At 68.4% G+C, this 12,207-nt stretch carries 12 protein-coding genes; 7 read left to right on the forward strand and 5 right to left on the reverse strand.

Going from position 1 to position 12,207, the window contains the following annotated elements; translation table 11 throughout:
- Window positions 1–75 precede the first annotated feature (75 nt).
- Window positions 76–624 (reverse strand): hypothetical protein, encoded by a 549-nt coding sequence (locus ACQP2T_RS01330; RefSeq protein WP_433514371.1) that lies wholly within the window; start codon window positions 622–624, stop codon window positions 76–78.
- 8 nt (window positions 625–632) lie between these two features.
- Window positions 633–1,937 carry a molybdopterin-dependent oxidoreductase gene (locus ACQP2T_RS01335; protein ID WP_433514372.1) on the reverse strand — a complete coding sequence of 435 codons (1,305 nt, stop codon included), beginning with the start codon at window positions 1,935–1,937 and terminating at the stop codon, window positions 633–635.
- A gap of 366 nt (window positions 1,938–2,303) precedes the next feature.
- On the opposite strand from ACQP2T_RS01335, the gene ACQP2T_RS01340 reads away from it, so the two are divergent.
- Window positions 2,304–2,543 carry a DUF2637 domain-containing protein gene (locus ACQP2T_RS01340; RefSeq protein WP_433514373.1) on the forward strand — a complete coding sequence of 80 codons (240 nt, stop codon included), beginning with the start codon at window positions 2,304–2,306 and terminating at the stop codon, window positions 2,541–2,543.
- 31 nt (window positions 2,544–2,574) lie between these two features.
- Window positions 2,575–3,588: a DUF5954 family protein gene (locus ACQP2T_RS01345; RefSeq protein ID WP_433514374.1), complete on the forward strand. Its 1,014-nt coding sequence runs from the start codon at window positions 2,575–2,577 to the stop codon at window positions 3,586–3,588.
- Window positions 3,589–3,676: 88 nt separating this feature from the next.
- Here ACQP2T_RS01345 and ACQP2T_RS01350 read toward each other — a convergent pair whose 3' ends face one another.
- Complete coding sequence (locus ACQP2T_RS01350) at window positions 3,677–4,303, reverse strand: hypothetical protein (RefSeq protein WP_433514375.1); 627 nt, start codon at window positions 4,301–4,303, stop codon at window positions 3,677–3,679.
- Between the two features lie 361 nt (window positions 4,304–4,664).
- Between ACQP2T_RS01350 and ACQP2T_RS01355 the strand changes: the two genes are divergently transcribed.
- From ACQP2T_RS01355 to ACQP2T_RS01365, 3 genes are all read left to right on the forward strand, one after another.
- Entirely contained in the window at window positions 4,665–4,862 is a 198-nt protein-coding gene (locus ACQP2T_RS01355; protein WP_433514376.1) for a hypothetical protein, read from the forward strand.
- Between the two features lie 162 nt (window positions 4,863–5,024).
- Complete coding sequence (locus ACQP2T_RS01360; protein WP_433514377.1) at window positions 5,025–5,687, forward strand: DUF2637 domain-containing protein; 663 nt, start codon at window positions 5,025–5,027, stop codon at window positions 5,685–5,687.
- Window positions 5,688–6,033: 346 nt separating this feature from the next.
- Window positions 6,034–6,591: a phosphate-starvation-inducible PsiE family protein gene (locus tag ACQP2T_RS01365; protein WP_433514378.1), complete on the forward strand. Its 558-nt coding sequence runs from the start codon at window positions 6,034–6,036 to the stop codon at window positions 6,589–6,591.
- A gap of 150 nt (window positions 6,592–6,741) precedes the next feature.
- On the opposite strand, the gene ACQP2T_RS01370 is transcribed toward ACQP2T_RS01365, so the two are convergent.
- Both ACQP2T_RS01370 and ACQP2T_RS01375 read right to left on the reverse strand, forming a co-directional pair.
- Window positions 6,742–8,598 carry an MFS transporter gene (locus ACQP2T_RS01370; protein ID WP_433514379.1) on the reverse strand — a complete coding sequence of 619 codons (1,857 nt, stop codon included), beginning with the start codon at window positions 8,596–8,598 and terminating at the stop codon, window positions 6,742–6,744.
- Window positions 8,599–8,926: 328 nt separating this feature from the next.
- Window positions 8,927–9,355, reverse strand: a complete 429-nt coding sequence (locus ACQP2T_RS01375; RefSeq protein ID WP_433514380.1) for a DUF2267 domain-containing protein — start codon at window positions 9,353–9,355, stop codon at window positions 8,927–8,929.
- A 136-nt stretch (window positions 9,356–9,491) separates the two neighbouring features.
- On the opposite strand from ACQP2T_RS01375, the gene ACQP2T_RS01380 reads away from it, so the two are divergent.
- A complete protein-coding gene (locus tag ACQP2T_RS01380; RefSeq protein ID WP_433514381.1) occupies window positions 9,492–11,981 on the forward strand; it encodes a LuxR C-terminal-related transcriptional regulator in 2,490 nt (829 codons plus the stop codon).
- 63 nt (window positions 11,982–12,044) lie between these two features.
- Window positions 12,045–12,200: a hypothetical protein gene (locus tag ACQP2T_RS01385; protein WP_433514382.1), complete on the forward strand. Its 156-nt coding sequence runs from the start codon at window positions 12,045–12,047 to the stop codon at window positions 12,198–12,200.
- Window positions 12,201–12,207: the final 7 nt, after the last annotated feature.

The raw sequence follows: 12,207 nt of genomic DNA on the forward strand, positions 1-12,207 counted from the left end.
CCTTTGCGCCATCGGGACGATCGTTTGGTACGGAGGTGACCAGGGCCGCGGATCGGCCTGGTGCTTAAGGGCGCCTCATCCACTTGGCGAGGATCGCGGGGCTTGCGGTGCGCGAAGGCGGGGTCGTCGCGGCTCAGCCGCGGCCTTGTGCCGGCGCAGCCGGATGGCGTAGGCGAGTGCGGATCCGGCGAAGAGCACGCCGGTGACCAGCAGCCAGCGGCCGAGGTACGGGCTTGTGTCCAGCGCCGTTGACCGGTGGTAGTCGCCCTCGGCCAGCCGGAGGATGAGGGGGAACCAGATGAGGAACAGCAGGCCGGACAGCGCGACCGGTATGCGCAGGTAATTGATCGATGGCGGCCAGGTGGGGGTGCCGGACGGTCGCCGGCGGCGACGCCACGGCCGCCGTTGCACGGCGACGTCGGCGAGGGCGTACAGCGGGTACAGCAGGAGGTCGTGGATGATCGCGGCGCCGACGAACCACACCAGGAAGCCGATCCAGATGCCCGCGGCGACGACGCGGCTCGCGGCGTATCCGGCCAGGGCGAAGCAGGCGAGCAGCGCCAGCAGGTGCAACGGGTCGGCCCCATAGCGGCGGGCCATCCTCCTGCGGATCCGGGAAGGCATGTCGTCACTCATTTCGCCGTCGGATGGAAGCCGAGTTCGCGGACCCATTTCGTGTTGTGGACGCCTGGGGCGTTCGGGACGATGATCCTGGCGGGATAGCCGTGGTCGAGGGACAGATCGGCGCCGTTGACCCGCAAGGCGAGCAGGGAACGGGGGTCGGCCACCTGGGCAGCGCTCAGCGACGCTCGGCTGAAGGAGCCGCCGCGTTGCAGGGATTCGACGAGCACCTCAGCCGTGCCGGGCACCATCCCTGCCAGCCGGGCCAGATCGGCCAGCCGTACGCCCGTCCATGACTGTTCCGTGGACCATCCCTCCACGCACGCGATCGGCAGCGAGTAGGTGTGCAGCGGCATCGCCAGCAGTTCGGCGCGGCTCAGGCGCGCCGGATGCGGTCCGGCCAGCTCCAGCCTCCATGCCGGGCCGGTGTCGGCCAGATGGACACCCATGGCGGTGGCGGACTTGTTCACCTGGAAGTCGTTGGGGCCGGGGCCGTAGACCCGTCCGTGTGGGGCCAGCAGCGCGGTGCGGCGCAGCGGTCCGTCTATTGTCTGGCCGACGGACAGGCCGAGGGTGAGCAGCGAGGCGCCGCCCACGAAGGCGAGCACGCCTCGACGGGACATGGTGGGCTCCGCAGGAGACGGGGCAACCAGGCCATCGGGATCGGGCGGCTCCGGCCTGGTCTCTTCCAGCCTGGTCCGCAGCTCATGGAGAAGGCTCCGCGAGCGCAGCGATCGGATCATCTTCGGCAGCTTGAAGGCGACATGGACGACGAAGGCCGCGAGGAAGATCCACGCCCCGTACAGGTGGGCCGGGTAGAAGGAGAACGGGAAGACGTAGAAGAGCTGGATGTTCAGGATGCCGGTGACGAACTCGAACACCGCGCCGCCGACCAGGAGCAGCAGGCTGGCACGCTCCACGGCTTCGGCAGGGGAGCGCGCCGGTGGCCAGGTGAACAGCTTCGGTATCACCGACCACAGCTTGGCCAGCAGCACCGAGGTCAACGTCAGCCCGAGGATGACGTGCACTCCCTGCGTGACCCGGTACAGCCAGGCCGGGTGTGTCGGCCAGTCGAACAGGTAGAAGCCCAGCCATCCCTTTCCGGGGGTCGTGTCGTTGATCGGCAGTTGCGGATCGTAGGCGGCGTAGGACACCAGTCCGGTGATCGCGATGATCGGGATCCCGAACAGCAGGACGAAGCCGAAAACCGAGGTCAGCCACGGGCCGCGCAGCGGGCTGCGCCAGAACTCCGGCCGGAAGGGGCCAGGCGGGGGATGTTCTCGCAGCCAAGCGGTGACGTTTTTCCGATCTGACACTGAATCACCCCGAAACAAGTGTTCTGCCGGAAATACCCCCATTTAGGATCGCATAACTAGGCCGACCGACGTCGGCCGCTGCGGTCACCCGAGCCGTGCGCGATCTTCGCGCAGGAACCCCGCCGCAGGGGAGCCACGAGGTCGATCGGCCGGAACACCCACCACGTTCAGTCCCGGATCGGAGAAAACCGCCACCGGCCCGTCGAACTCACCCAGCCACGCGCGGAGCCGGTCACCCACGCGCCGGTCTGCCGCTCGGCGTCGCGGACATCATCGGCCGTCTGCGCGCCGACCGCATCACCTTGGTCTACGGTCCGGAGATTCGCGCCCTGAGGGCCGACACGCGAGAGGGGGTGAAGGTCATCGGTGGAGCCGGGCATTTCACGGCGCAATATCCAGCGTACGACGATCGGCGGGGTTGTACTGCTGGCCGGGATCGCGGCCATCGTCTCGTTCCGCCACATGCATGAGCTCTGTCTCCGGCACGGTGCCTCGCCAGCCTGGACCGGGCGCCTCGGCCTGTGTCGCGGATATACGTCGAGGGTCGGCCGAGGGAGAACGGTTCCGAGAAACGTGGTCACCTATTGTGTCGGCGCGTTACTCTGAGCTCTTTCTCGGCGCTCGAAGGAGGGCCACAATGACTGCTGCCATCGGTGGTGACGGCGCGAGTTCTCCCTTTCTGAAGGGCGTCGGGATGGCCGCCTCGGTCATGGGGGAGGTGGGGCCCGAGGAGCGCGCCGCGTGGGAGGCGTATCCAGGCGTGGCGATGCTCGGACCGGTGTTCGGTTGCGCTGTGCAGGTCGAGCCCTTGGTGTGGCGACTGCTGTCAGGCATGCGCGATGACATGCCCCAGTCGGCCCGTGACACCCTCCGGGCTTGCTTGTACCTGCGCGGCACCGATGAGCAGGATGCCAACGCGAGCAAGGAGTACGCCGGGGCGGCGTTGAAGCTCGACTGGGAGCGCCACGACGAGCTGACGGTCGCCGGGCAGCGGTTCCGAATAGTGCGCGGGGATCAGTTCGTCGGCATTGGTGCGCAAGGTCCTGAGCCGCCCCGCCCCACCGACCCCGACCCCGTGGACGAGGAATGGCACCACCCCTCCACCGACGAAGGGCGTCTCATCCACGCTGTGGTTCCCACCGGTCGGCTGGCCATCCTGCTCGGCCAGGGGTGTGTCCCTTTGATACCCGCGGCTGGGGCGGTTCCCGATGATGTCTATCGCGACGCTCGCCGCGTCGCCGGTACACATGGCGGCTTCATGCTGCTGCCGGCGAGGTTTGTGGTCGCCGAGCAGGTAGGGCGGAGCTGGGAGTCGCGCAGCCGGGACTGCCGTATCCCTCAGCAGGCCCGCCACCTACTCGCCCAGCAGTTGCGCCGCTATGACGGCGAAGGCGAGCCCAAGCCTGACCCCGAGGCGTGCGTCGCGTACGAGCGGGCGGCCCAGGCGCTGGAGCGCGACCGCGGTAACGAGGTCGTGGTCCGCGACCGACGGTTCCGCATCGCCCGCGTCGAGACGGTTTTGTACTTCACAGCCGACGGTCCGGAGATGCCCCGCCCCTCTGACTACGACCCCTATCCGCCCCCGGAATTGCACACCCAGCAGCTTCGCGAGGCCGGCCAACTCGTGGACACCCCCGAAGATGAGACATGAAGACGTTCAGCTGACCGGCGATCGCGCCCGCTGCGGGCGATCATCAGCGTCGACGCGGCGGGCAACGGTGAACAGGTCGGCCGGTTGATCAGGTGATCAGGCCTTCCGTGGACAGCAGGTCCGAAATCGAGGTCCACCGTGCCCCGGGTAGGGGTTCGAACAGTCGCTGGTTCCCCGCCGACACCACGATCTTCCCGTCGTTCTCCACATCGAGCACGCAGAGCAGCCCTGAGTTGCGGATTGCCAGGGTGGCGAAGAAGTCCCGGATCGACTCCGAGTCCCGGAACAGACGGCTCATGGTGCTGGTGGCGGCCATGAAGCACAGTTCCAGGTGATCGGGGCGCAGCCATGAGGCTTCGTGCACGGTGAGGTAGATGTAGCCGATCTCATAGCGCAGTCGGCCGTCTGCGTTGGCGGACCACCGGGGGTCGGTGTCTTCGGCGGGGATCGCGCGGGCTGTGGCGTAGTCGCGGACATGCTCGTCTTCGGTGAAACCGATCGTCAGGTCCAGTGCCAGCCCGGGGCTCAGAGGCAAGGTTCGGCCGCTGGTGAATCCGCTGGTGAACGGCGTCACCAGGTGTCGTCCTTCTGGCAACTCGACCACGGTATGCCCGGTGGAGTCATGGCCGGCTGTGTTGTCGGCGGCCAGGTCGGATAACACGCCCTCTGCATCGCGGCGATGCAGGTAAAGCTCATAGCTGTAGTCAAGCCCCATCCGCCGATGGTAGGGCCCTGCCGCGAACGGGCCGGAGCATGCCGGCGCAGGCTGTGTCTATGCCTTCGGTTCCTTGCCAGGACTGGGATGATCAAGCGGTGAGGTCGTAGTCGTCGTGGTAGCGCCAGTAAGTGGGGAAGTCGCGCCATCAGCGATCAACGCGCGGAGTTTGAGGATGGCTTCGGCCCCGGCCAGACCCCAGCGGGCGCCGGTGATGTCGAGACGGTCGCCGATCAGGTGGCGGCAGGAAGGACGCAAGCCCCGCCGGACCCCACGTCCCTACATTTTCAGAGGCCTGTTCTTCTGCGGCATCCGCGATCGGTCTACGTGCGCGAGGAGCTGATCGTCGAGCCGCTCGATCGTGGTCGCCGGCTGGATCGCTGAGACAGAAGCCGTCGAGCAGATGCGCCTGGACCAGGCGATCACCAAGGTGCCAAGAAGACTCACCGAGGAAGAGATCGCTGCCATGGCTACGAAGCTCGGCGACCTTCGAAACTACTCCACAGCGCCGATACGCAGGACAAGGCTGGTGCGTGCGAGCAGCTCGGCCTACGTATGACCTACGACCCGGCCAGAAAACAGTGATCGCCAGAGCTCAGCTCAGGCGATCATGTACCAAATTGTGTCCGAGGGGGGAGCCGAACCAATCGCACACCACTTCACCCTCACCACCAAGTTCCTGTTGGGCCAGGGGTGAATGGTGGAGCCGAGCCTTCTTGCGGTGCGTCACATTCAGCGTACGACCATCGGTGGGGTTGTGCTGCTGGCCGGGATCGCGGCCGTCGTCTCGTTCCGTCACATGCATGAGCTGTGCCTGCGTCATGGTGAGGACCATTTCGCGGCGGTGCTCATTCCGCTCGCGGTGGATGGCGCCATCGTGGTCGCCTCGATGTCCATTCTCCTGGCCAACCGGTACGGTTCCCGCGGTGGCGCGCTGGCCTGGAGTCTTCTTGTGGTCGCCAGCCTGGCCAGCCTCGGCGCGAACATCGCGGTCGCCGAACCGAGCATGATCGGCCGGATCATCGCCGCATGGCCGAGTGCCGCTCTGATCGGCAGCTATGAGCTGTTGATGTCCCAGGTCCGTCGGCTTTCCGCGACCTCGAACCGTGTGCAGGACCGCAAGGAGACGCTATCGGCCAAAGGGCCAGACGTTCCTGAGGCCGGAGGCGAGACGTGTGGTGATCTGGCTCTGCCCGTTTACCGAGCCGGGCGTCCTGACGTCGAGATCGTGAATCTGCACCGCTCTGCCTGGCGTTGGGCGCAGGAGAACCGACGCCCGGATGGAGCTCTCCCGTCTGGGAAGGTCATCGCTACGCAATTCTCGCGTAGTCCTCGTTGGGGCCGCTGGATCAAGAACGCTGGTTTGGCGGGGGATCTGGGATGATGCCGTGGGCTTCGATGATCGACACCCGATAGGTCGGATGCGGACGGTGCACCCCGCGTGCTGCCACAGGATAGTCGGGTCCAGGCGTCGGCTGGCCCGCGGGGTGATCGATTTCAACGATCTGCGATCCGACGGCTCGCGCCGCCGATCCCGGCGACATCGTCCGGCTGGGCGCGCACCCCCGAGGAGACGCTGGCCGTCTACCACGCAGTGAGCGGGGTGTCCGAGCTGGGCAGATGATGGCTGGCACCGCACCGGACCGGGAGATTCGCGCGTGCCGGACCGGGGGTATGGGCACTCTGTACGACGGCCGCCGGCACACACAGCACGATCACAGGTACAGCCCATGAACAATCCACCGGACACATCAGGCGCGCCCGGACCTCCGTCTCCGGCCGACGCCGTGGTACACAAGGTCGCCCAGAGGCCGGAGAACAGGCGGCTGCTGGCAATGCTGGCGGCCGCCGAGCACGGGATCCTCTACCTGGTGTCGTTCGCGCTGCTGGCCCTGGGCGTCGGCATTCTGGCCCTGATGATCCTCACGGTCGTCCAAGGAGGAGCGTCCGGCACTGAGAAGATCATCGTCATCCTCGAGGAGCTGCTCCTTGTGCTGATCGTGCTGGAGATCTTCGTGACGGTGCAGACCCACCTCGCGGGCGGCAGCCTGCAGCTCGAACCGTTCATCATCGTGGGCATCATCGCGATCATCCGCCACATCCTGTCCGTGGTCGTCCGGCTGACGATCCCGGGGAATCTGGCGGCGAGCCGCCAGCAGCTCATGGAGCTGGTCGTCTACGCGGGGAGCGCCTTAATGCTGGTCGCGGCGCTGGCGCTGGTGCGATGGTCGCAGCGACGGCCCGCTTTGTCCGCTGACGGGCGCGGCGACTCCAGCGCTTCCGGATGAGGGCCGGCCGATCCCGCCGCCAGCCCTCCTCCCGCCGCACCTGGTTCGGCCGTTCGTCCGGGCGCAGGCCGCGCCAGCGCGGCGTATGGCCACCGCCCGAACGAGCGCATCGACGCCGACGAGAGTAACGGCGACGGGTAGGCGCGGAGTTCATCTCTGTGGCGAGCCGTACCGGCCGTCTGGCAGTGGGCGGGCACGTCCCTCTCGGATGGTCTGGCGCAGGGCGACGCGGAACCGGCCGGGACCCCATGCGCGGGCGTGGACGCGCAGCGCGAGGGTCTGCCGGTCGGCCGGGCCGTCTTCCTCCAGAGCGCGGACGAGCAGCTCGATCTCCCGATCGAGCTGCTCGTCGGAGACGGCAGTGAATCGGCTGGTCGGCCCACTGGTTCCGAGCATGCCTGGAGAGGGGAACGTGCTGCCAGGTCCCAGCCGGAAGCGGCGGGAGCCTGTGGAGTCCTGCTCGCGGCGCAGCCGGGTGCGGTCTCGGCGCTCCAGGTCCCAGAGCTTTTCCTGTCCGGTCATGCCTCGCTCGCGCTCGTCCTTGATCATGGCGGCGTGCTCAGCGGGTTGGGCCTCGACCTCCTCCGCCGTCAGCGGACGAGCGATGTTCTCCAGCGATTGCTGTTCGGCGCGGACGCCGAGTAGCAATTCGGCGATGCCGCCGATGGCCATGGCGGCCGCGCCGATGAAGAATCCGAGTGCGACCAGGCTCACGTTGCCGCTGTGGATGAATTGGCCGAACAGTGCCGGTCCGGTGATGCCGCCGATCGCGGTGCCGACCGCGAAGAACAAGGCGATGGCCAGCGCGCGCGTCTCCATCGGGAAGACCTCGCTGACGGTCAGGTAGGCGGAGGCTGCTCCCGCGGAGGCGACGAAGAAGGTCAGGGCCAGCAGAGCCATGAATGAGTTGGTGGACAATGCCTGGTTCAGCAGCAGGATCGCGGTCAGCCCAGTCAGGACGGCGGAGACCAGGTAGGTTCCGGCGATCATGGGTATCCGGCCGACGGTGTCGAACCAGCGTCCCAGGAGGAGAGGCCCGAGGAAGTTGCCGAGCGCGAAGACGGCCATGAAGTACGGGATATTGCCGGAGGCCACGCCGAAGAAGCCGTGCAGCAGCGTGCCCAGGTCGAAGGTGACGGCGTTGTAGAGGAACGCCTGGCCGATGAAGAGGGCGAGGCCGAGGATCACCCGGCGCGGGTAGCGTTTCATGGCCACCCTGGCGATCTCCCGGAACGGGATGGCGTCGCGTTGCCTGACCGTGATCTCGCCCTTGGGCGGGGGCAGGTCGCCGCCGATCTCGGCCTCGATCTGGTCCACGATGTGCTCGGCCTCCTCGGCGTGGCCGTGGATGAACAGCCAGCGGGGACTCTCGGGAAGGCTTCGACGGGTGAACATGATGGCGAATCCGAGCACGCCGCCGATGATGAACGCCAGCCGCCAGCCGATGTTCATCGGGAAGAGGGCGGTGCTGAGGAAGGCCAGCGCGGCGACGCTGCCGATGGCCGCCCCTACCCAGTAGCTGCCGTTGATGGCCAGGTCCACCCGGCCCCGGTTGCGTGCCGGGATGAGCTCGTCGATGGCCGAGTTGATCGCCGCGTACTCGCCTCCGATGCCCATCCCGGTCAGGAAGCGCATGAGGAACAGGTACCAGGGCTCGAACGCGAAGGTGGTGGCCACGGTGGCGACCATGTAGAGGCCGAGCGTGAACATGAACATCTTCTTGCGGCCAAGCCGGTCCGTGAGCTGCCCGAACAGCATGGCTCCTACGCACGCGCCGGCGACGTAGATGGCCGCCGCGGTGCCGATGTCGGCGCTGTTGACGGCGATGCCGCTGCCGCGCTCCGTCATGCGGGAGGCGACGGCGCCGACGATCGTGACCTCCAGCCCGTCGAGGATCCACACCGTTCCCAGACCCAGCACCACCCTCCAGTGGAACCGGGACCAGGGCAGCCGATCCAGCCGGGCCGGGATGTTGGTCCGGATGACGCCAAGGCCTTCTGTGGTCATGGTCAAAGCTCCTTCACGGAACGTCCTTCAGCGGTGCTCCGGAGGGATATCGGGAGTAAGATCGCTTTGATGCTGCTTTGTCGGATTTTCGGGCATCGTTTCCGCTTCGAGGACGAGGGGGAGACGATGTGCTGGCATTGTCAGCGCGGCTGCGGAGCAGGCGGCGCCAAGAGCTACGCGAGCGCCCGGGATGCCAGCCGCTACGCCCGCGCCTTCGACAAGGAGGATCGCGACGATCTTGGCAGGCGAGCTCCCCTGGTGGGGCTCCTGCCGCTGCGGCTCGTCCGCGCTCTCCGTGAAAGGAGCCGGAGGCGGAGCTGAAATGTCGCTACGGGAACATGGACGCGAGGTCCCTAGGCATGCCAGCCTTCACGTCCTCCCATTCGCCTTCGGTGATGTGACGCTTGAGCACTTCCAGGACCGTCCTGACCATCTCCTCCGTGCTCCTGCCGTGGTTGAAGGTCACCTCGGCGCGTACGCGGTCGAGGAACTCCTCACGGTTCACTTTCACCGGGACGCTGCTCGGCCGCCAGCCGTCGAAGTAGACGCCTCGCAACAGCAGCGGAAGCTGGGCGGCCAGGTGAGCACTCGCCTCCACCGTCAGCCTGTCGCGCAGCGCGTGCAGCACGGCGCGCAGCGCGCCGTAGGAATGGTTACGCCGCTCCGGGGGCCAGCCGCAGGCCTCCTCGATCTCGTGCAGGATGCGGTTGGCCTTGTCCACTGTCCGGTTGAACGGCGCGTAGCCGGTTTCTACCATTTCGCCGACTCCCTTCCGGGCATCACCTCAACACTCCTCCCGGCTGCTCCCCGGCCACATCCCCAAGACGTGCAGTGGCGTGAAAGATCTCCAGGAGCATGGGCTTCACCATTCCCCGTCGGGGAGGCGGTCTGACATGCGGGGACGCGAACCGGAATGGCATGACGTGGGCGGCCTGCTCGACGCCGTTCAGGCGGGCAAGGCCGCGACCCTGCTGGTGGACGGAGAGCCAGGGACCGGCAAGACCCGGCTGCTCGACGAGACCGCCGCCACCGCCGGCGAGCGCGGCATCGCCGTGCTCCGAGGGGCACCGGAGGAGCTGGGCGAGCTGGTGCCGTGTGGCATCCTGTTCGAGACCCTGGACCTGCGGCTCGACCCGGGCTCGCGGGCGCTGGAAGCGTTGCGAACGGGCTTCGAGGAACGGGCCACGGCTCCGGTCCTGGCAGTGCTCGACGACCTGCAGTGGGCCGACCCGGCGACGCTGGTCACCCTGCGCACCCTCCACGGCCTGCTCGAACTCCAGCCGATCGGGTGGCTGCTGAGCCGCTCAACCGCCGGCGAACAGGACCAGTCCGCCTCCCTGTTCGACCTGCTGGAGCGACACGGGGCCGGCCGGGTGCGGCTCTCGTCGCTGTCCCCGTCCGCGGCCGTCGCCCTGGCCACAGACACGCTCGGAGTCGAGCCGGATCCGGCGACACTGGCCCTGGTGGACGCCGCGGGTGGCAACCCGCTGCTGATCATCGCGCTGCTCACCGGCCTGCGCGACGAAGGCCAGGTCCTCGACGGCACCGCCCTGCGCGTCCCCGACCGGTGCATCAGAGTGGTACGGCACTGGATCGACGGCCTGAGCACAGTCGCCAGGAACCTGGTGGAGACGGCCGCCGTGCTCGGCCGGTCGTTCGACCCCGAGCAGGCCGCGGCTCTGCTCGGCACGACACCGGCCGCGCTGCTGCCCGCAGTGGAGGAGTCCATGGCAGCGGGCATCCTGGCCGCTACCGCGCACGATCTCGCCTTCCGCCACGAACTGGTCAGGCTCGTCGTCGCCGAGCGGGTCCCCCCGCCCGTACGGCAGGCGCTGCTGGGTCAGGTCGACCTGGTCGCGGTCATCGATACCGCGATAGCCGAGGGGCGGCTGCGGGAGGCCGAGCAGTTGGTCCGCGGCGGACTGGCCGAGAACTCCTTCGCGCACGCTTCGACGCACAGCGTGGCCGAGCTGCGCTGCGTCTTTTCGGACGTCATGTATCTGACCGGCAGCCTCGAGGAGGCCATGCGGGAGGCCGAGACGGTGCTGGCCGTGCCCGACCTTCCCGGCCACATACGCGACCGGGCACTGCTGGTGCGCCTCTCCACCATGACGCGCCTGCGCAGCGACGGGGCGTCCGTCCGCGCGTACGCGCAAGAGGTCGTCGAGGGAGGATGCCGGCACGGCGCGGTGCTCACAGCGGCGGCCCTGATCGCGCTGGCGGAGACGGAGCGGGACGAGGGCCGCCTGACCGACGCGCTGGCGCTGGCCGCCGACGCCAGGCAGCTGACCGGCGCGAACGTTTCGGCCGTGCATCCGTACGACGCCCGGCTGGCCTCCGCCGCGATGCTCACCGACCTCCACCGGCTGGACGAGGCGCGGCTGCTCGTCGAGGACGCGCGCGAGGACATGTCCGCCCACGGCCACCTCGCCTGGGAGGCCGACATCTCCGCTCTCGTGGCGCGCTCCGAGCTACTCGAAGGGCGGCTGGACGGCGCCGCGAGCGAGGCCGAGCGGGCGCTGAGCCTTGCCGCTGACCGGGCCACGCCCCTGCCCGCCGTAGTGGCCACCGCCGTCCTGGCCACGGTCACGCTGCGGCGCGGCGACCTGCGGGCGGCCGCCCGGCACATGGCCGGCCTGGACGGCGACTCGCCCGGCCACGCCCTGCTGACGGCCCAGATCACGGAGGCGAGCGATGGGCCGCTGGCGGCGATGCCCCTGCTGGCCGGCCTGCTCGAACGGCAACGCTCGACGCTTGCCGTCAACCCCACCGCGAGCGCCTGGCTGGTCCGCGTCGCCCTCGCCGTGGACGACCGCGAGGTGGCCAAGACGATCGTTGCCACCGCAGAGGAACTGGAGGCCGTCAACCCGGGTGTGCTCGCCCTGACCGCGTCCGCCGCGCACGCGCGCGGCCTGCTCGACGGCGACCGCGATGCGCTGGCCCAGGCCGCCGCGCGCTCCGACGACATGTGGGGGAAGGCATCGGCCACGGAGGACCTCGGCGTCCTGCTGGCCGCAGACGGGCGGCACGACGACGCGGTGGGAAGCCTCGACCGCGCGCTCGCGATCTACCACGAGATCGGATCCGTCCGGGATTCGGCCCGCGTCCGCAAGCGGCTGCGCGGCATGGGCGTGCGCCACCGCCACTGGAGCTACGCCGACCGGCCCGTCTGCGGCTGGGGCAGCCTCACCGAGACCGAGCTCAACGTCTCGCTCCTGGTCGCCGACGGATGGTCCAACCGGGAGGTGGCGGAGCAGATGTTCATCAGCGCGCACACGGTCGCCTTCCACCTGCGACATGTCTACCGCAAGCTGCAGATCAACTCCCGCGTCGAGCTCACCCGCCTCGTGACGATCCGGGGGCGCGACGAGCCCGGCGGCTGACGCGTGAGCGCCAGAACTACACGTATGGGGGATGTGACGCGGCAGCCCCCGCGAAAGCTTCAAATGGTGTGGGTCTACGGACTGATCGCGCACGCGCTGACGGGCGGTCGGCGGGACTTCGTCTCCGAGAGCGGCCTGGTGGCCGACAAGTACCAAGTCCTCGTCGAGTCGGAGAACGCGCCCCGGGCGCGTGAACTGCTCGCAAGCATCAATCGCTAGGGGAGCC

The sequence above is a fragment of the Nonomuraea sp. CA-143628 genome (genome assembly GCF_050942315.1).
In the GTDB taxonomy this organism is placed as follows: domain Bacteria; phylum Actinomycetota; class Actinomycetes; order Streptosporangiales; family Streptosporangiaceae; genus Nonomuraea.

Bases quoted from the DNA above. Each gene is read 5' to 3' on its own strand.
- ACQP2T_RS01350 (WP_433514375.1), bottom strand. From the start codon at position 4,303: ATGGGGCTTGACTACAGCTATGAGCTTTACCTGCATCGCCGCGATGCA.
- ACQP2T_RS01385 (WP_433514382.1), top strand. From the start codon at position 12,045: ATGGTGTGGGTCTACGGACTGATCGCGCACGCGCTGACGGGCGGTCGG.
- ACQP2T_RS01375 (WP_433514380.1), bottom strand. From the start codon at position 9,355: ATGGTAGAAACCGGCTACGCGCCGTTCAACCGGACAGTGGACAAGGCC.
- ACQP2T_RS01345 (WP_433514374.1), top strand. From the start codon at position 2,575: ATGACTGCTGCCATCGGTGGTGACGGCGCGAGTTCTCCCTTTCTGAAG.
- ACQP2T_RS01370 (WP_433514379.1), bottom strand. From the start codon at position 8,598: ATGACCACAGAAGGCCTTGGCGTCATCCGGACCAACATCCCGGCCCGG.
- ACQP2T_RS01330 (WP_433514371.1), bottom strand. From the start codon at position 624: ATGCCTTCCCGGATCCGCAGGAGGATGGCCCGCCGCTATGGGGCCGAC.
- ACQP2T_RS01380 (WP_433514381.1), top strand. From the start codon at position 9,492: ATGCGGGGACGCGAACCGGAATGGCATGACGTGGGCGGCCTGCTCGAC.
- ACQP2T_RS01365 (WP_433514378.1), top strand. From the start codon at position 6,034: ATGAACAATCCACCGGACACATCAGGCGCGCCCGGACCTCCGTCTCCG.